Raw genomic sequence first — 19076 nt, forward strand, 5'->3', positions numbered from 1 at the left:
CCGTCAGATCTTCAAAACTACGAGCGGCGGGCTCGCTGGTCAATGTCGCCGGCCGGGCCAACCGCGCGCATGGCCGAAGCGGCGATCGCTTCCTGTAAGCCCCGCGTTGCCAACTCATCGGCCAGCTCGTTGTCGGCGACCCCCGAATGGCCTTTCACCCAGAACCACTCGACCTGGTGACGCGCGCAGGCGGCCTGAAGCCGTTGCCACAGATCGACGTTCTTCACCGGTTGCTTGGCGGCGGTCAGCCAGCCGTTGCGTTCCCAGCCTGACACCCACTTGGTGATGCCATTGCGGACGTAGGTGCTGTCGGTGTGCAGATGTACCACCACGGGCCGGGTGAGGGCTTCCAGCGCCGCGATCGGAGCGGTCAGCTCCATCCGGTTGTTGCTCGTCTCGCCGGGCTCGCCACCGCACATCTCGCGGACGTGGTGGCGCATGCGCAGCACCGCGCCCCAACCACCGGGGCCCGGGTTGGGGCGGCACCCACCGTCGGTATGGATGACGACCACGTCATCGGTGGATTCGGTCATCGGCTGAGGATAGGCGGCGAGATCATCGCGGTGCGGACCGACATACCCAGATCGCGATGCCGCAGCGTGGTGATCCGGCGACCGGGCTGCACGGCGTCCTTCACCGGCGACGTGCGCTCGCCGAAGAACGACGCCGTCGCCTCGATATCGGCGACGACGTAGGTGATACCCCACAGCGTTGACGGACCGTCCGCCCCCGTGTGGGGCGACCCGACGACTTCGAGGATCACCGCACCCAGCCGGAAGAAGATCTGCCGCATCGGCCGACCGCCGAGTTCGGCGTCGCGGACCCGGCGCGACTGCAGCCCGACTGCAGCCAGTGCCTCGACGGTGCGAGGCAGGTTGAGGGACAACAGCACAACGTGATCGATCGAGATCACGCCGTTCGGATGCGCGGCCGGTTCGGTGGCCGCCGCGACAGAGCGGGAGGTGGGGATACCGTCGAGCGGCCCGTCCTGGGGCAAGCCCCGCAGTGCCCACCCGAGGATGCCGGTGCCGCCCCCGGTCAGCCGCAGCCGGACCTCACCCACCCGGCAGACGTCGTCGGGATCCACACTGAACCCCGCCGACCGCCACGTGTCAGGCGGATCGGCAAGATGGAGTTCGTCGATGGTGACGGACATGCCGCTCACAGTACTGCGCCTTGCCGCGCATCTTGTCAGTCCGGTGTGACGGGCTCGGGTTTCAGGTCGCGCCACCAGCAGTAGATAAACAGCAGCATCGACATCACCAGCGCGACGATCACCCAGAGCGTGATCGTGACGTCAATCCAGGATCCGATCGGCGGAGCGTCCGGCAGCGCGTTTCGCAGCGGGACCACCGCGAAAAGCATTGCCGCATACCAGGTCGTCATCGGCGGCTGGAACTTGCGCCAGCCGAGGAAGGTCAGGTTCGCCACGACAACGGCCACCGCGGCCAGGGCGATCAAGACGCCTACGATCACGGCACCGAACGCCATGGTGCTCGGCGACCGGTGCAGCGTGATGCGGTATGGGCCACCATCTTCGCGGTCGCTGACGATCTCGTTCTTCCAACCGGCGATGTGGTCGACGAACGTCACCGACATCCGTTCCGGAACCGTGGCATCCCCGCGCACGACATCGACGGTGATCGGCCCGGTCTGATAGTGATCGAACGGCCACTTCGCCGAGTTACCGGAGATGGTCAAGGGCACCGGGAACTCACCGGGCACCATGCCCTTCGTCCAGGTGCGCTTCGTCGGCGTGACCGCGGAGTGCACCGCGATGCTCAGTTCTTCCGTGAGCCCATGCCGGACAGGGTCGAGCAGTTCGGCCCCCGGCGTGATGGTGACCTTGCCGGTCAGTGTGCCCTTGACCGTCTGGAGGTCCTCGATATCGATGGTCACGGTCGTGCCGTCGGCCGACGCCACGCCTTCGGTGAGGTGGCGCGGGCATCCACAACCCGCGCGCTCATACAGCGCGACGGTGACGAGGTAGGACGCGACGAAGAAGATCGTCATGCCGAGGATCAGAAGCAGTCTGGGCCGGTTGACGTGAACAGCAGGCTCAACGTTGGACAAGTCTGTTCTCCCTCACTCGGTCAGCTTCGCAGTCGACAACAACGGCTGCATCGTCTCATCGTCGCCGCGATTGCCGCCGAGTTTTCGACGGACGGGCGACACACAATCGAGCTGCTGCAACCAGATTCCGGCACCGCCGCGAATCTGCGCCGCGTTAGAAGACTTCGCTGTTCGGCGCGGAGATGACGAATCCGTGCGTCACCGCCGGGCCGCCGCTCTTGCCACCGTTCTCGCGCGCAGCCTTGAGCACACAGGCCACCTCGGTACCCATCGGTGCACCGCAGACCAGCGATTCGGTGGGCGAGAAATCCCAGAACACGATCTTGTGGCCGGGCGCCAACATGATCGACGGAACCTTTGCGGGATCGCCGAGGAGCCCGGCGGGGGCCATCGGCATGAACTGCGCCGGGCCGTTGCCGTCGGCATAGACGGTCCCAAGACTGACGCTGCGAGTTCCCGCCGGGGCGCCAACGAGATTCCCGGCACAGGCCACACTGTGCGTCACTTTCCCGCGACTCTTCCGGCAGGCCAGACCCGACGGGGTGGTAAACGCCAGATCCGGGATTCCGGTGAGGTCAGCGACCGAGCCGGGCAGCGGTCCGCTGTCGTCGAAGAGCGGGCCCAGGTCGGGAACCTCGTTCGCCGCACCAGCATTCGGCGCCTGCGCCAGCACCGCCATCGCGGCGCACACCACCGCCAACAATTGTCGCACTGAATGCTCCCGCTACTCGACGGTGACTGACTTGGCCAGGTTGCGCGGCTTGTCCACGTCGTAGCCGCGAGCCTGCGCCACGCCGGCGGCAAACACCTGTAGCGGGATGGTCGACAGCAGCGGCTGGTACAGCGTTGACACCGCAGGTATTTCAATCAGATGGTCGGCGTAGGGACGCACCGTCTCGTCGCCCTCCTCGGCAATAACGATGGTGACGGCACCGCGGGCCTGGATCTCGCGAATGTTGGAGAGCAGCTTGGAGTGCAACATCGCCGCATTCTTGGGCGAAGGCATCACAACGATCACCGGAAGGTCGTCCTCGATCAGTGCGATCGGGCCATGCTTGAGTTCACCGGCGGCAAAGCCTTCGGCGTGCATGTAGGCCAGTTCCTTGAGCTTGAGCGCGCCTTCCAGTGCCACCGGGTAGCCGACATGGCGACCAAGAAAGAGCACCGCACTCGACGACGCGAACTGCCGCGCCAACTCGGCGACCGAGTCGATGCCTTCCAGCACATGCGACACCAGTTCGGGCATCGCCTCCAGTTGCCGGTACTCGTGCTCGACCTCGTCGGGGTATTTGGTGCCCCGGGCCTGCGCCAGCGCCAGACCGACCAGATAGTTCGCGGTGATCTGGGCAAGGAACGTCTTCGTGGACGCGACACCGATCTCCGGTCCGGCCCGGGTATAGAGCACCGCATCGCACTCCCGCGGGATCTGCGAGCCGTTGGTGTTGCAGACCGCGAGCACCTTGGCCTTCTGCTCCTTGGCGTGCCGGACAGCCTCCAGGGTGTCGGCGGTTTCGCCCGACTGGCTGATCGCCACCACCAGGGTGCTGCGGTCCAGAACCGGGTCGCGGTAACGGAACTCACTGGCCAGTTCGACTTCCACCGGCAGCCGCGTCCAGTGCTCGATCGCGTACTTGGCCAATAGACCGGAGTGGTACGCGGTGCCGCAGGCCACGACGAACACCTTGTCGATCTCGCGCAGCTCCTGGTCACTCAGGCGCTGCTCGTCGAGCACGATCCGGCCGTCCTCGAAGTGCCCCAGCAGAGTTTCGGCCACCGCGGTGGGCTGTTCGGCGATCTCCTTGAGCATGAAGTATTCGTAGCCACCCTTTTCGGCGGCAGACAGGTCCCAGTCGATGTGAAAACGCCGGGCGTTGGCGGCATCGTCGTTGCCCGCGAAATCGGTGATGCGGTAGCCGTCGGCGGTGATGACCACCGCCTGGTCCTGACCCAGCTCGACGGCTTCGCGGGTGAAGGGGATGAACGCCGCCACATCCGAGCCCAGGAACATCTCGCCGTCACCGATACCGACCACCAGTGGGGTGGACCGACGCGCCGCCACGATCGTGCCCGGCTCGTCTGCGTGGGCGAACACCACGGTGAAGTGGCCCTCCAGCCGACGGAGCACCGCCAGCGCCGAGGCGACGAAGTCCCCGGCGGTGTCACCGTCCCGGTATTGGCGGGCCAGCAAGTGGACGGTCACTTCGCTGTCGGTCTCGCTGGTGAACTCCACCCCGGCGCGTTCCAACTCGTCGCGCAGTACCGCGAAGTTCTCGATGATGCCGTTGTGCACCACGGCGAACTTGCCGGCCGCGTCGCAGTGCGGGTGGGCGTTGTGGTCGGTGGGGCGGCCATGGGTTGCCCAGCGGGTGTGACCCAGCCCGGTGCCCCCGGCCAGCAACGCGGGATCGGTCGCGGCCAGTTCGGCTTCTAAGTTGGCCAGCCGACCCGCGCGGCGCCGAACGGTCAGCTGCCCGATTCCGTCGACGACGGCGATGCCCGCGGAGTCGTAGCCCCGGTATTCCATGCGACGCAGGGCCTCGACGACAACGTCGCGGGCAGGGCGTTGCCCGACGTAGCCGACGATTCCACACATAGCTGTTCAGGGTAGTGCACCGGCAGCCCGGTCCCGTCAACCGTGCAGGTCAGTGGCGTCCGGGCTGCCAGCCGTGCAACTGCCGTTTCAGTCCGAGGCTTGCGCTACTCGCTACTGCGCGCCACCGAACAGGTCCGCCAACAGGGCGCCGAAGTCGAAGTCCGTAGCCGCGCCAGGATCCGGCTCAACCTCGGGAGGTGGCCCATCGAAGTCCAGGTCGCCAGTGAGCAGCAATGCGATCACCTGCTCCAAGCCGGCCAACGCGCCGGTCAACCCGACCCCCTGCCCCGGACCGAAGGTCAGGTCGAGGGTGAGTGGGTCGGTGACCGAAATGGTGATTCCGAGCGCGTTGAGGATCGAGCCGCCGCCGTAGATGGGCGGAGGGAGCTCTTCCGCGGACAACGCATCGATATTGCCGCCGACTTCTCCCGGCGATAGCAGGCCGCCGAAGGCGAAGCTCAGGCCGGAAACGGCGACGCCCTCGGGCAGCAGGCCGGCGTCGGCGACTATCGGGATCAACGCGTCCAGGTTCAACGTGGCGCCGTTGAGTAGGCCGTTGAACATATTGGCCGGAATGTTGATCAGCTCCTGCAACGCCGCCGTGGTGTCCGGGTTGTCGCCGCCGAGATTGGCGCTGATGGCTTCGATGCTGTTGATGAGCGCCACCAACGGCGACAGGGACGGCCCCAGGGCGCCGATCAGCAAGCCGGACAACGGCGAGGCCAAGACTTGGACGATCTCCGGGATCGGGTCGGGAATTGCCGGAATGAGCCCGGGAGCCAAGGCTTCCCCTTGGTTGCTGAGCAGGCCGTAGAGCAAGAAATTGCCCAGGAAGAAGTCCGGACTCCCAATCCCACCGTCGCCCGACGGGAGGCTGGTCGTAAATTCGGCCAGCGGGTTGAGGAAGCCCTTCTGGTCACCACCAAGGAACGTCAGGGCGGCACCCAGCTGCTCGAGGTCCAGGTTGCTCAGATCGGCGTTGCTGAGCGCTTCGCTCAGCGCGCTGTTGGCGTCCTGCATCGCGGTCTGCAGGTGCTCGAAGTTGACTTCGGCGGTATTGAAGGCGTCGGCCCAAGCCCCCGTGAAATCGATATCGGCGGTCAACGCGACGTCATGAACCGTGTGAGCTTCGAGCAACGGCGTGGCCACCGGCGTGACAGTGATCATGCCCGCACCTACCAGCGCGATTCCGGCGGTGACGAAGGGGCGCAGTGTCGGATTCATTTGAGCAACTCCTCAAGATCCAGTGTCTTGCCAGCGGAAATAACTGAGTGTGAGGAAGATCATATTTAATAAATAGCTGTGATGCAAGGCTCAGTTCCCAGATTTCCGGCATCGCCGCCGGGCGTTTCGGCACCGACGTGGCCTTTTCGACCCCGATACTTTCTTGGGCTGCTCCCAGCACGTTGCGGCCAACCCGGCTCAGCTCCGGTCCCCAGCGGTTATGTTGGGGATCCGCACGAAGACCCGAGGCGGGGTCGGCCAGCAAACGACGGTCTAGGTGACGACATGCCAGAGGACAACCCAGCCACCGCGCGCACCCTGGTGGAATTGCTACGTCAGCAGGCCGACCGCTATCGAGACAAGGTCGCGTTCGTGTTCGCCCCGGACGGCCTGGAGGAACAGGGTCGGCTGACCTACGCCGAACTCGACCGCAGCGCGCGGGCGATCGCGGCCGCACTGCAACAACAGGGAGCGGCGGGACGCCGCGTGCTTGTCATCTGCCGGCCGGGCCTGGACAGCGTCGCGGCCTACTTCGGCTGCCTGTACGCCGGCGCGGTTGCGGTGCCGGTGCAGGATCGGCTCGGGCGGCTGACGCTGATCGCCCCCGATGCGCGAGCCGGTTTCGCCCTGGCGGACTCCGCGACACAGGACAAACTCAGGGCGAAGGTCGACGGTATGACCAAACGGCCGCTGCGCTGGCTGGCCCCGGGCGACCCCGGCGCGGACCCGGACAGCTGGACGCTGCCGGATATCGACGCCGACAGCACAGCGATGTTGCAGTACACCTCGGGCTCCACCAGGGCGCCCAAGGGCGTCGTCCTGACGCACGGCAATCTACTGGCCAACCTGATCGCGATCCATGAGGCGTGGGGCGGCGACGACCAGAAAGTCGCAGTCTGCTGGCTGCCCCAGCACCACGACATGGGCTTGATCGGCGGCATCCTGCAGAGCATCTACGTCGGCGGCAACACCGTGCTGATGTCGCCGGCCGGCTTCATCACCCGCCCGATGCGCTGGCTGGAGGCCATGTCCCGGTATCGCGCCACCATCGCCACCGCACCGAATTTCGCCTACCAGCTCTGCGTCGAGCGCAGCACCGCCGAGGAGCGCGCGGCGCTGGATCTGTCGCAGTGGTCGACCGCGATGAACGGCGCCGAACCGGTACAGGCCGACACCCTGCGCGCCTTCGCCGAGGCTTTCGCGCCCGCCGGTTTCCGGCCGGAGGCGTTCCTACCGGTGTACGGATTGGCCGAAGCCACCCTGCTGGTCTCGGGCGGATCGGACGCCACCGCACCGGTGATCCGCTGCATCGACCGCACCGCGCTCGGCGAAGATCGGGTAGTCGAGATCACCGACGCCGACGACGGCGATCCCGGCGTCGTGGAGTTGGTCGGGTGCGGCCTCCCGCGAGGCGATCAGCAGATCGTGATCGCCGACCCGGAGACTCGCCGGCGCCGCGACGCCGAGCAGGTTGGCGAGATCTGGGTCTCCGGCCCGTGCGTCGCCCACGGCTACCGAGGCAAACCGGAGGACACCGAGCAGACGTTCGGCGCCTACCTGGCCGACACCGGCGAAGGGCCCTTCCTGCGCACCGGCGATCTGGGCTTCCTGCGAGCCGGCGAGGTGTTCATCGCCGGGCGCTGCAAGGACCTGATCATTCTCCGCGGCAACAACTACTACCCCAACGACATCGAAAAGACGGTGCAGGGCAGTCATTCAGCGCTGTTGTCCGGGCGCGGTGCGGCCTTTTCGGTGACGCCGAAACCGGGTGCCGGCGAACAACTCGTGGTGATACAAGAGGTCGGCGCCACCGGTGACCCCGCCGCCCTCGCCCGCGTGCTGGACGCGATCAAAGCGGCGATCACCCGCCACCATGGCATCGGGGCCCACACCGTCGCCCTGGTGGAGCCGGGCTCGATCCCGACCACCTCCAGCGGCAAGATCCAACGGCAGGCCGCCCGGCAGAAGTTCCTCGACGGAGGGTTCACCGCACTGGCGCAATGGCGAGCCGCGCAGGGATCCAGCAGCGCCCCCGCGCAGCCCCTGGCGGCGGCCCAGACCGCCGCTGCGGCGCAGCGGGCGGTGGCGCTGCAGTACTGGAAGGCACGGCAGGGCTGAGAGCTCAACGTACGAACCGGCGTGCGTTACGGTCATCAGATGGCCAGCATCAAGCGCCTTTACGCCGCGTTGACCCGTCCCGGACCGCATCGCGTCCTGCGCGGAAACCTGGCCTATGCGGGCCTGGCCGGGGCGGTGTACACCCCAGAGTCCGGGTATCGACTTCCCGCGGTGGCCTTCGGCCACGATTGGCTGACCGGCGCCGATCGCTACGCCGGATTGCTGGAACACCTGGCCTCCTGGGGCATCGTGGCCGCGGCCCCCGACACCGGACGAGGGTTGGCGCCGTCGGTACTGGATCTGGCAGCTGATCTGGGCCGCGCCCTGGAGATCGCCACTGAGGTCCGATTGGGGCCGGGCCGGATCAGTGTCGACCGCGACCGACTCGCGGTGGCCGGTCACGGCTTCGGCGGTTCGGCCGCGGTGTTCGCCGCAGCCAGCTTGTCGATGAAACCCAAAGCGGTGGCAGCGATCTTCCCAACCGTGACCACGCCGCCCGCCGAGCAGGCGGCGTTGACGCTGGATTCGCCGGGCATCGTGTTCAGCAGTCCCGACGACCCGAAAGCACTGCGTTCCAACGCGATCGAGCTCGCGCATGCCTGGCAGCATTCCACCCTGCGGGTGATCGGCAAAGCATCGCCGGCCGGGTTGCCGCAGGGCCGCCGACTGACCGGGTTCTTCGGCTTGCCGACCTCGGATCGGCGCACCCAGCGGCGGGTACGGGCCCTGCTGTCCGGATACCTGCTGGCACAACTGGTGGGCGACAAGACATTCCGAGAATTCGCCAACCCGCAGGTGTCCCTGCCTAAGACCGAGGCATTCGACACTCTGCCGGAGCCGGTGAGCCCGGAAGAGAAGATCGCCGCACTGTTCAAGTAGCGCGCGGCAAGCGGTCGCGGCCCCCGGGCCGGAACCCGACGGCCGCAACCGCTGTGGTGATCTAGACGTCGGACAGCATGTCGCCGATCGGGTCGAGCCCGAAAAGGGGCGGGATCTGGTCGGCGCCCTTGCCGTCCCAGTTGTCGCCGAGCAGCACCCCCATGACCTGCGACCACTGCTCCATGGCCGCGATCGGACCGATGGCCACGCTGTCGAGGGTCAGCGTGTCAAGGATCGGAACACCGGTGAGCGTCAGACCCAGGCTGTTGAAGATCGACCCGCCCACCGGGTCCACCGTGGTGCCATCGGCAAAGGTGTAGGTGCCCTGATCTCCGGCCCCGCCCGCAATGCCGGGGCTGAACAACCCACCGAACGCAAAGTCGAGCGCGGTGAGCTCCATGCCCTCCGGCAGCAGTCCCGCGTCGTTGATCGTCGGTACCAGCGCATCGAGATTCAGGTCGGCGCCGTTGAGGAATCCGTTGACCATATTGGCGGGAATATTGAGCAGCTCGTTGAACGCCGCCTCGAAGTCCGGCGTGTCACCGTTCAGCGCGTTGGAGACGTCGGTGACGCTGTTGACCAATGCCACCAGCGGGCTGATAGAAGGCCCCAGCGACCCGATGAGCATTGCGCTCAACGGCGACGACAGGAACTGCAGAATGTCGGTCACCTGATCCGGATCGATCCCGGAATCTTCGGGCAGGAAGCCGGGCAACAGGCTGACCATGATGCCGCGTAACCCGTCGAGGGTATGCGGGGTCACCGCATCCCAGATGGCTTTGCCGGCGTCCTCGGAGGTGTCGACGTTCAGCGTCAGCGCCGACCCCAGCATCTGGAAGTTGCCCTGGATCTCAGTGAACGCGTCCTGGACGGTCTTGGTGCCGTCGGAGACCTCCGCCCAGAGGGCTTGCTGGTTGACGATGAACTGCTGCAGCCCCACCTCGGGGGCGATCAGGAAATTGTTGGCGACCTGCGTGGCGTTGGCGGACGCGGTGTCGAAGACGTTCTGCCATGCGTCAAGGAAGCCCTCACCGGCGGTGAGTCGCAGTGCAGGCGCATGCGCGACAGCGGACGCGGTGACCACAGGAGTGACAGCGATCGTGCTGGCGCCCAGGACCGCTACACCCGCGGTGACGTAGGGACGAAGTGATTGGTGCATCGACATCTCCTCAAATTTCCGTTGCGCGCCCCTTAGGCGCCATGCCAATTCATGCAACACAACTGACATTAGGCTGAGAAATAATGCGAATGTTCGGTTCGGAAAAATTCGCCAGAATCCAGAGCGAGACCCGGAACTTCGATTCCCCATACACTAATAGTTTTCAGATACCTACAGCTCACAGTGACTTTCCAGTCGCCTCACACCTATTTACTCGACGCAAGATTACATTTTGCAACCAAATGTCCATCTTTATGAAAGCCTATCCCATATGAGGGAATGCTGAGATTTCCGATCTGAAATCCAGGGCTGCGCAGACAGACGCACCCGGGTGTCTGCAACAACGGCAACGGCCGCCGAGTCTTTTCAGACCCGACGGCCGTTGCCGTTGTTGTGTGGCGTCTATCCGCCCGCGCCCGCGGTGCCCGAGGCTCCGACCGTGCCGGCTGTCCCGGGCGGCGTGCCGTCACCGGCCGCGCCGCCGGCGCCACCCTTGCCGAGCGCCCCGCCGGCGCCGGGCGTTCCGGTGCTCGCGCCGCCGGTGCCACCGTCGCCGCCCTGGCCACCATTGGCGCCGTTACCGCCAGCGGCCCCATCGGTGCCGGCGCCACCGGCTCCACCGACGCCGCCTGCCGCACCAGCGCCGCCCTTGCCGCCGGCGACACCCTCGGTGCCGACTCCACCTGTACCGCCGTTGCCGCCGGTTCCGGCCGCACCACCGTTGCCCGCGGTGTTGCCCGCACCGCTGGCCGCGCCGCCGGCCCCGCCAGCGCCGCCGACGCCGCCGGCTCCACCGACGCCACTGGCACCGGTCGAACCATTCGTGCCCGAGGTGCTCGCCCCGCCCAGCCCGCCGGACCCGGCAGTACCGCCATTGCCACCGGCAGCACCGGTACCGCCGTCGAAGCCGGCACCGTTGTTCGTGCCACCGACACCGCCGGCACCACCCTTACCGCCGGCACCACCGGTGCCGCCGGCACCACCGGTGCCGCCGGCGCCACCAGTGCCACCGTTGCCGGTGCCCGAGGTGCCACCGTTGCCGCCGGCGCCGGCCGCGCCTCCGTTGCCACCGGTGGTGCCGTTGCCGCCGGCCGCGGTCGTGCCGGCATCGCCGGCCGTCCCTGCGACCCCGGCCCCACCGGCGCCACCCCGGCCGCCCGTGCCGCCGTTGCCGTCCAGTGCCCCGGCACCGGCGTTGCCCGCAGTTCCGCTGGTGCTGGCACCGCCGCTGCCGGCAGTCCCGGCCGCTCCACCGGCCCCGCCGTCACCGCCGATGCCACCGGCCATACCGTTGCCGTCGCTGTCCACGCCGCCAGTCCCACCGGCACCACCGGTACCGCCGTTGCCACCCTTGCCTGCGGCACCGCCGTTGCCACCGTTACCGGTGTTCGAGGTACCACCGTTGCCGCCGGTGCCACCGACGCCGCCGGCGGATCCGTTACCGCCGTTGCCACCGACCGTGCCGGCGACAGTGTCCGTGGCCGTCGTGCCGGTTGCCCCGGTGCTGCCGGTGGTACCCGTGCCACCGGCGCCACCAGCGCCACCGTTACCACCGTTACCGGCATCCGCCGTGCCACCGTTGCCACCGGTGCCGCCGTTCGCGGCCGCACCGCCGGCGCCACCGTTACCGCCGTTGCCACCGTTGACCGCGAGGGCGCCGTTACCGCCGTTACCGCCGGCGCCACCGATCCCGTTGGCCCCTCCGGTACCGCCGTTACCGCCGTTACCGGCGTGACTGGGTGCGACCCCGATGTTGTTGGTCGGTATCGCAGTTCCGGCGCTGTTGCCGCCCTTACCACCCGCACCGCCGGCCGAACCGGCGCCGCCGGTAGCACCATTGCCGCCGTTTCCGCCGCTGGCGGTGCCATTGCCGCCGTCGCCGCCGGCACCGCCGGCGCCGACCGCACTGCTACCACCGTTACCGCCGTTGCCGCCGATGCTCACCCCGGTGGCCGCGCCGTTGCCGCCGGCACCGCCATCGCCGCCGGTGGCGCCGGTACCGGCCGTGGAGGACGGTCCGGATCCGCCGTTACCGCCATTACCGCCGACGCTGTAGACGGTGCCCGCGGTGAAGTGGTCACCATTGACGTCGCGCCAGCCGGTACCGGAACCACCGGCACCGCCGTCGCCGCCGTTGCCGGCGGTTCCCGCCCCGGCCAGGCCGGTACCACCACCGGCACCGCCGTTACCACCTTGGGCGTGGTTGCCGGAGAGCAAACCGCCGCCGGCACCGACGGTGCCATTACCGCCCGCGCCACCGTTACCACCGGTTCCGCCGACGCCGGAACCGGGCGCGCCACCGGTGCCACCGTTACCGCCGTTGCCGCCGAAGGTCTGGACGGTGTCGTCATCGGTGGCGCCGTTACCGCCCGCACCACCATTGCCGCCTGCCCCCGCGGGCGCGCTGGCAGCGGCACCGCCGGCACCACCACTGCCGCCGTTGCCCGCCACACCTTGGACATTGGCGGCGCCGCTGGCGTCACCACCGCGGCCGCCATCACCACCGGCAGCACCCACGTTGAACCCGGTCGAGGCGCCAGCGGCACCACCGACACCGCCGTTACCACCGTTGGTGACACCGTCACCACCGGCGCCACCGACGCCACCGGTACCACCGGAACCGTCACCGGCGTTCGCGCCGGCACCACCGACGCCACCGTTGCCGCCCTTGACACCGTCACCGCCGGAACCGCCGGCAGCACCGTTGCCGGCGACACCGCCGCTGGTGCTGCTCAGGGGGTCACCGCTGCTGCCGCCGGCACCACCGGCGCCACCATTACCGCCGTTGCCCAGGAAGTTGCCGCCTGCGTCCTTGAAGCCCTCGCCACCGTTACCGGCCGCGCCACCATTGGCCCCAACGCCCGCGTGGCCCTGTTCCCAGAAGTTGCTTCCGGCCGCGCCACCGGCGCCACCGGCGCCACCGTTGCCACCGTTGACGTGGTCGACGGTGCCGGCCGCGCCGTCACCGCCGGCGCCGGCCTTGCCGCCATCGCCACCGTTGCCGAGGTTGAAGGCTCCGCGTCCACCGGCGCCACCGTTACCGCCGGCGGTGCCGTTGCCGTTGCCGCCATTGGCGAAGCTGCCGGCCACGCCGTTACCGCCATCGCCACCGACGCCGCCGTTACCGAAGAACCAGGCCACAGAGGCGCCACCGTCGCCACCGTCGCCACCGATACCGCCGGCACCGCCGACGCCACCGTGCCCCAGGCCCCAGGCGCTCGCGCCACCGTCGCCACCGGCGGCACCGAGCCCGCCGGCCCCGCCGTCGCCACCGTTGCCCAGCCAGCCGAGCGCGTCACCACCGTTGCCGCCGGCCACGCCATCGGCATCGCTGCTCCAGCCGGCGCCACCGTCACCGAACCACAGCCCGCCGTCGCCGCCGTCAGGGTTGAGCTCCGTGCCGGCCGCACCATTGCCGATCAGGTATTGCCCGGACATTTCGTTAATGGCGTTGTTGACCATCGCGCCGAAGTCGCTGTCGATCCAGGCGGTCATCCCCATGTGCAGCGGGGTGTAGAACCACTGGTCGAGGATGGTGATCATGTCGAAGGCGGCGGGATCGAAGGCCGCGAGTCCGGGGTCGACGTCGGAGGTGACGTCGGCCGGGGTGAGCCAACTGAAGTCGAACAGATCCTCGAAACCGTCGGCCTGGGCCGCCGGCGCGCCGGCCAGCGGGGCCATTCCGAAGGCCAAGAACGCTGCCACGGCGCTGCCGGTGCCGATCGCCCGGTTGCCGCGCCGCGCTCCGGCCTGAACTTCTGAACCCGGCTGGCTACCGGTGTGACGACGAGTCATTGCGAATACCTCTCCTGATGAAAAGTTCGGCTAGTAGTGAAAGTTGTTGGGGAAAGCGAAGGATCAGCCGACCAGGCCGAGGTCCGAGAACAGGTCGCCGAAGCTGAAGCTGTCCGCCATCGAACTGCCCGCGCCGCCATCGTCAATGCCGCCGTCGTCGACGACGAAGCCCTCGGGCGCCGGGATGCTGAAGATCGGGTCCTTGCCACTCCACGAGCCCCAGCCGAGCTGCGACCCGATGACCTGCGACAGACCCAGCAAGGCACCCAACGGGCCGATCGCGTCGCTGGGCGCGTCGATGGTGGGCGACAGCGCGACACCGGTGTTGAGGTTGAAGCCGATGCTGTTGAAGATCGAGCCGCCGGAGGCCGGCGCCGTGCCGATCTCGTTCCCGTCGGCGTCCAGAATGTGCATGGGGCCGGCCGTGACATGCCCGCCGGTGCTGAACCATCCGCCGAACGCGAAGTCCAGGTGGGTCAGCTCCATGGGCGCCGGGAGCAGACCGGCGCCGTTGATCGCCGGCAGCAGGCCGTCCAGGTTGAGGGTGGCGCCGTTGAGCGATGCGTCGAACATGTTCGCCGGGATGTTGATCAGGCCCTGCAGCGCCCCTGACGTGTCACCGTCACGCAGTGCGTCGCTGATGTCGTCCCAGCTGTTGCCCAACGCGACCCAGGGCGCGATCCAGGGGCTCACCGAGGCGAGCATGAGGGCGCTCATCGGCGAGCCCAGGAAGTTGATGATCGGGGTGAGGGTGTCGGCCTGATCCTCCGGCAGGAAGCCCGGGACCTGGTTGAAGATGATTTCGTGGCCACCGCTGAGGTTGCCTACCGTGTAGCTGCTGTCCATCGTGTGGCGGATGACGTCGTTGATGGTGGCCTGGTCGGCGCTCATCAACGTGATCGCAGACCACGCGTTCTTGAGGTCCGTCTGGATCGCGTTCATCATCGCCGGGATGGTCGACGGGTCGTCGATCATGCTCTGGATGTAGCCCTCGACGTTATTTGTGAACTGGGTGAACCCGATGTTGGGCGCCGCGTCATAGGAGGCCATCATCTGCGCGATGTTGTCCTGAGCGGTGTTGTAGGCCGCAAGGTACGGGTCAGTGAAATCCGAGAGGCTGAAGCCGGCGGTCAAGGCCAAGTCACGTGCGATGGCCATGTGGGTCGCCGGTGTGGCACCCGGGGTGGCAGCGATCAGGCTTGCGCCCACGATCGCGACACCGGCGGTGGCGTAGGGGCGAAGTGCTTGCTGCATCAAAATTTCTCCTCACAACTTGTCGCCGCACCCTGAGGCGCAGGTAGGACCACGGGGAACCTATCTAATATTTAACTTAGAAGCAACTGGAAACGTGAAGTGCCTCAACGGCGGCCCAAAACGTGATCCACGCCTCGAATTGGCCTCGGCCAACCACCCTTGACCTGCGGTTATCTGTCACGCAGTGGTCGGCAGAACCGAATCTCGCTCCCCGGAAGGATCGTTCACGTAAGTAGACTTATCCGACATGCTGTGAACACACTGAGGAACGATGATTAGCGGGGCGACGAACACTCGGACCGGGGGAAATCCTCATGGTCGATAACTTGTGTCCGCTTCGCGGCGTGGATTCATCGGTGGATTATTGGTACAGGCAGGTGTGCCGAAAGCCCCTTGAGTGGACTCTCGAGGTCATATCTGGCTCTAAGGCCGGTCGAGTCGCGTGGAGACACGCGCGCTCGCCCGCCGTGAAGGCGAAAATGACACCGAAACGACCACGGTCGCCGAGCCCGTGATGGACCCGGCGACCGTGGTCGCGTTCAGCTTTCGGCTAGGCGCCGGGCGCTCCGTCCGCGCCCGGGGTACCGGGGGCGCCATTGCCGGCACCGCCGGTTCCAGTGCCGCCGGTACCGGCTGCACCACCAGCCCCGCCGGGACCACCCGGTGTGCCACCGTTGCCGCCTGTGGCGCCATCGCCGCCGTCGCCGCCGGTGTTGCCGGCGCCTTGGGCGGCGCCGCCCTTACCGCCGGCCCCACCGTGACCGCCGGCCCCGCCGGCCCGATCAGCACCGTCGCTACCGGCCGTGGCGCCGCTACCGCCCGCCCCGCCGACGCCGCCCTGACCGCCGGTGCCACCGACCCCGCCGTTGCCGCCGTCAAAGCCGTCACCGGTGGCGTTGGTTCCGCCGCTGCCGCCGGCGCCGCCGGCGCCACCCGCACCGGCAAGACCACCGGCGCCACCGGCACCGCCGTGACCATCGACGGAGGTGCCACCGGCACCGCCCTTGCCGCCGTTGCCGCCGTCGCCGGCCGCACTGCCGTTGCCGCCGGCCGCGTTCGAGTTGTTGGTGCCGGCTGCACCGGCACCGCCCGTCCCGCCGTTGCCGCCGGCCCCGCCGGCTCCACCGGTGCCGTCGCTCCCGACGGTTCCGGCCGGTCCACTAGTGCTGGTACCGGCCGCACCGCCGACGCCGGCCTTGCCGCCGATGCCGCCGTTGCCGGCATTTCCGCCGTCCTGGCCGGTGCCACCGGCCCCGCCGTTACCGCCCGCACCGCCGGCACCGCCGGTGCCACCGACTCCGCCGCTGCCGGCGGCCCCGGTGCCCGAGGTACCGCCCGCTCCGCCGTTGCCGGCGCTGCCGCCGTTGCCGCCGTTGGTCCCGTTGCCGCCGGCCGCGCTCGCCGAGCTGGCGCCGTCAGTGCCGGCAGATCCAGCCCCGCCGTTACCGCCGGCACCACCGGCACCGCCACTGCCGTCGAGTCCAACGGTTCCGGCGGCACCGCTGGTACCGCTGGTGCTCACGCCGCCCGCGCCCGCTGCGCCGCCGTCACCACCGGCACCGCCCTTGCCGCCGTTGCCGCCGGCCAGGCCATTGCCACTGGCATCAGTGCCGCCGGCGCCGCCTGCCCCACCGTGACCACCGATACCGCCGACACCGCCGTTACCGCCCTTGCCACCGTCACCGGTGGTTGCGGTACCGCCGGCACCGCCCTTGCCGCCGGCACTGCCGGCCGAGCCGTCGCCGCCGTTACCGCCGGCCGCGCCGGCAAGCGCTGTGCCAGCGGCGCCGGCCGCTCCGGCCGTGCCGGCACCGCCGTTACCGCCGTTACCGCCGTCCGCCGTGCCGGTAGCGGCACCACCGTTACCGCCCTGGCCGCCGCCGGCCCCGCCGTCACCGCCGTTACCGCCGTGGCCGTCGCCCGCCGCGATGCCGAGGGGGTTGCCGATCGGCGCCGCCGCGGAGCCGCTGCTCGCGCCGCCGTTACCACCGTTGCCGGCCGTCCCGTACGTGCCACCGACACCGGCGTCGCCACCGGTACCGCCGTTACCGCCGATGACCGTGCCGGAGCCACCGGCACCACCGACACCACCGTTACCGCCGGGAAGCACGAGGCCGCTGAGCCCTTGGCCGGCAGCGCCGCCGGCACCACCAGCGCCGCCGTTACCGCCCACGCTGATACCGGTGCTTGCGCCGGCACCGCCGGCACCGCCAAGGCCGCCGTTACCGGCGCCGGCACCGCCGTTGGCGAAGGCCATGCCACCGGCACCACCCGCGCCACCGTTGCCGCCACGGCTGTAGACACCGGATCCGTTGTTCCAGCCGGTGGCGCTACCGCCCTTACCGCCGTTACCGCCGTCGGCGCTTGCGTTCGTGTAGCCACCCTGGCCACCGGCGCCACCGTTACCGCCGGCGAAGGTACCGGTACCGCCGTCGCCACCATTACCGGCGAGGCCGCCGGGGCCGCCCTTGGAATTGGCGGCGCCACCGCTACCACCGGCGCCACCGGCACCACCGGTGGTCTTCACGGTGGCATCGTTAGTGGCGCCTGCACCACCGGCGCCACCGTTGCCACCGGCACCGGCGGCGCCCGTGCCATTGGTGCCTCCGCCGAACCCGCCGGCACCGCCGGCGCCACCGACACCCGGGCCGGTCGCGGAACCTGTGGCGGCACCGCCGGCACCACCGTTACCACCGTTACCGGCGTTGTCGGCGCCGGCGCCGGTGCCACCCGAGCCGCCGGAGCCACCGGCACCACCGTTGATGCCGGCACCGCCAGCACCACCGTCACCACCGTCAGCCGCGGCACCCGCCGAAGCGTTATAGCCCGGGCCGCCGCCCTGACCGCCCGAGCCACCCCAACCGCCGTTGCCGAGGAAGGCACCGCTGCCGTCCTTGGCCGCGTCGCCGCCGGCTGCACCGTTACCGCCGTCCGAGCTGGCGCCGGTCTGGCCGGGCCCGCCGAGCATGCCGTCCACCTTGATCCCCGCGACACCACCGACGCCACCGAGACCACCGGAGCCACCGTTACCACCGTTGAGGTGGGTGGCGTCACCGTCAGCGCCGGCGCCGCCGTTACCGGCAGCGCCGGCCGCGCCGCCGTTGCCGCCGGCGCCGAAGATGTACCCGCTGCGGCCGCCGGCCCCACCGTTGCCGGCGCTACCACCCGTGCCGCCGTTGCCGCTGCCGCCGTTGGCGAAGGTGCCGGCGGCGCCATTGCCGCCGTCACCGCCGACGCCGCCGTTGCCGCCGACGCCGAACAGCCAGCCCACACCGGCACCACCGTCACCAGCTGCGCCACCGGCGAAGCCCGCGGTGATAGCACTGCCGCCGGCACCGCCATCACCACCAATCCCCATCAGCCAGCCACCGGAACCACCATCACCACCGGCCGCGCCGGCTCCACCGGCGCCGCCGTCACCACCGGTGCCGATCCAGCCGAGGGCGCTGCCGCCGTTGCCGCCGGCGACACCGGCCGCGTCGCTGGTCCATCCGGCACCACCGTCGCCGAACCAGAGGCCTCCGTCGCCACCATCGGGATTCAGCGCCGTCCCGTCAGCACCGTCACCGATCAGATACAGCCCGGACATGTCGTTGATGGCACCGTTGACGAACTCGCCCAACGGGTTGTTGATCCAGAACTCCATCACCATGTGGATCGGGTTGTAGAACAGGTTGGTGAACAGGTCGGTACCGAAGTCCGCCGCGGACCCCGGTTCGAAGTTGAAGTTGAAGTCCGCCGGCTGGGCGTCGGACTGGAACATGTCGGAGAGCCAATCGAAGTTGAACAGATCTTCGAAGTCGGCCTGCGCCGCGGGTGCGGACGCCAACGGGGCCATGCCGAACGCCAAGAACGCGGCTACCGCGCTGCCGGCACCGGCCGCCCGGTTGCAGCGCCGCGCGCCAGTCCCGGGCTGAGAGCCACGCTGGCTGCTGGTGTGACGACGATTCATTTTCGAACACCTCTCCTGTGAACAGTCCT

At 68.8% G+C, this 19076-nt stretch carries 12 protein-coding genes; 2 read left to right on the forward strand and 10 right to left on the reverse strand.

Annotated elements, in window-relative coordinates; genetic code table 11:
* Nucleotides 1-17: 17 nt before the first annotated feature.
* The 6 genes from rnhA to gjpA (ACJH71_RS09025) all read right to left on the reverse strand — a co-directional run bounded on the left by rnhA (nt 18) and on the right by gjpA (ACJH71_RS09025) (nt 5890).
* Nucleotides 18-533, reverse strand: a complete 516-nt coding sequence (gene rnhA / locus ACJH71_RS09000; RefSeq protein ID WP_406757682.1) for a ribonuclease HI — start codon at nt 531-533, stop codon at nt 18-20.
* The gene (locus ACJH71_RS09005) at nt 530-1156 is read right to left on the reverse strand and encodes a glyoxalase (RefSeq protein ID WP_406757922.1); all 627 of its coding nucleotides are present in this window, start codon (nt 1154-1156) and stop codon (nt 530-532) included. The genes rnhA and ACJH71_RS09005 overlap by 4 nt, the downstream gene beginning before the upstream one ends.
* 35 nt (nt 1157-1191) lie before the next feature.
* Nucleotides 1192-2013: a DUF4436 domain-containing protein gene (locus ACJH71_RS09010; protein WP_406757683.1), complete on the reverse strand. Its 822-nt coding sequence runs from the start codon at nt 2011-2013 to the stop codon at nt 1192-1194.
* Between the two features lie 214 nt (nt 2014-2227).
* The gene (locus ACJH71_RS09015) at nt 2228-2785 is read right to left on the reverse strand and encodes a hypothetical protein (RefSeq protein WP_406757684.1); all 558 of its coding nucleotides are present in this window, start codon (nt 2783-2785) and stop codon (nt 2228-2230) included.
* A gap of 12 nt (nt 2786-2797) precedes the next feature.
* Complete coding sequence (glmS, locus tag ACJH71_RS09020) at nt 2798-4666, reverse strand: glutamine--fructose-6-phosphate transaminase (isomerizing) (protein ID WP_406757685.1); 1869 nt, start codon at nt 4664-4666, stop codon at nt 2798-2800.
* 111 nt (nt 4667-4777) lie between these two features.
* A complete protein-coding gene (gene gjpA / locus ACJH71_RS09025) occupies nt 4778-5890 on the reverse strand; it encodes an outer membrane porin GjpA (protein WP_406757686.1) in 1113 nt (370 codons plus the stop codon).
* Between the two features lie 285 nt (nt 5891-6175).
* On the opposite strand from gjpA (ACJH71_RS09025), the gene ACJH71_RS09030 reads away from it, so the two are divergent.
* Together ACJH71_RS09030 and ACJH71_RS09035 are read left to right on the forward strand one after the other, a co-directional pair.
* Nucleotides 6176-8008, forward strand: a complete 1833-nt coding sequence (locus tag ACJH71_RS09030) for a fatty acyl-AMP ligase (protein WP_406757687.1) — start codon at nt 6176-6178, stop codon at nt 8006-8008.
* Between the two features lie 39 nt (nt 8009-8047).
* Complete coding sequence (locus tag ACJH71_RS09035) at nt 8048-8887, forward strand: dienelactone hydrolase family protein (protein WP_406757688.1); 840 nt, start codon at nt 8048-8050, stop codon at nt 8885-8887.
* 61 nt (nt 8888-8948) lie between these two features.
* On the opposite strand, the gene gjpA (ACJH71_RS09040) is transcribed toward ACJH71_RS09035, so the two are convergent.
* From gjpA (ACJH71_RS09040) to ACJH71_RS09055, 4 genes are all read right to left on the reverse strand, one after another.
* Entirely contained in the window at nt 8949-10046 is a 1098-nt protein-coding gene (gene gjpA / locus ACJH71_RS09040; RefSeq protein ID WP_406757689.1) for an outer membrane porin GjpA, read from the reverse strand.
* Nucleotides 10047-10448: 402 nt separating this feature from the next.
* The gene (locus ACJH71_RS09045) at nt 10449-13841 is read right to left on the reverse strand and encodes a PGRS repeat-containing protein (RefSeq protein WP_406757690.1); all 3393 of its coding nucleotides are present in this window, start codon (nt 13839-13841) and stop codon (nt 10449-10451) included.
* Between the two features lie 63 nt (nt 13842-13904).
* Nucleotides 13905-15095, reverse strand: coding sequence for an outer membrane porin GjpA (gene gjpA / locus ACJH71_RS09050; RefSeq protein ID WP_406757691.1), 1191 nt, complete (start codon nt 15093-15095; stop codon nt 13905-13907).
* A 550-nt stretch (nt 15096-15645) separates the two neighbouring features.
* Entirely contained in the window at nt 15646-19047 is a 3402-nt protein-coding gene (locus ACJH71_RS09055; RefSeq protein WP_406757692.1) for a PGRS repeat-containing protein, read from the reverse strand.
* Between the last annotated feature and the right edge of the window lie 29 nt (nt 19048-19076).

The organism is Mycobacterium sp. SMC-15, assembly GCF_045310925.1.
Classification (GTDB): Bacteria; Actinomycetota; Actinomycetes; order Mycobacteriales; family Mycobacteriaceae; genus Mycobacterium.

Excerpts from the sequence above, each read along its gene's own strand:
- rnhA (WP_406757682.1), bottom strand. The coding sequence starts at position 533 with ATGACCGAATCCACCGATGACGTGGTCGTCATCCATACCGACGGTGGG.
- ACJH71_RS09005 (WP_406757922.1), bottom strand. The coding sequence starts at position 1,156 with ATGTCCGTCACCATCGACGAACTCCATCTTGCCGATCCGCCTGACACG.
- ACJH71_RS09010 (WP_406757683.1), bottom strand. The coding sequence starts at position 2,013 with ATGACGATCTTCTTCGTCGCGTCCTACCTCGTCACCGTCGCGCTGTAT.
- glmS (WP_406757685.1), bottom strand. The coding sequence starts at position 4,666 with ATGTGTGGAATCGTCGGCTACGTCGGGCAACGCCCTGCCCGCGACGTT.
- gjpA (WP_406757686.1), bottom strand. The coding sequence starts at position 5,890 with ATGAATCCGACACTGCGCCCCTTCGTCACCGCCGGAATCGCGCTGGTA.
- ACJH71_RS09030 (WP_406757687.1), top strand. The coding sequence starts at position 6,176 with ATGCCAGAGGACAACCCAGCCACCGCGCGCACCCTGGTGGAATTGCTA.
- ACJH71_RS09035 (WP_406757688.1), top strand. The coding sequence starts at position 8,048 with ATGGCCAGCATCAAGCGCCTTTACGCCGCGTTGACCCGTCCCGGACCG.
- gjpA (WP_406757689.1), bottom strand. The coding sequence starts at position 10,046 with ATGCACCAATCACTTCGTCCCTACGTCACCGCGGGTGTAGCGGTCCTG.
- ACJH71_RS09045 (WP_406757690.1), bottom strand. The coding sequence starts at position 13,841 with ATGACTCGTCGTCACACCGGTAGCCAGCCGGGTTCAGAAGTTCAGGCC.
- gjpA (WP_406757691.1), bottom strand. The coding sequence starts at position 15,095 with ATGCAGCAAGCACTTCGCCCCTACGCCACCGCCGGTGTCGCGATCGTG.
- ACJH71_RS09055 (WP_406757692.1), bottom strand. The coding sequence starts at position 19,047 with ATGAATCGTCGTCACACCAGCAGCCAGCGTGGCTCTCAGCCCGGGACT.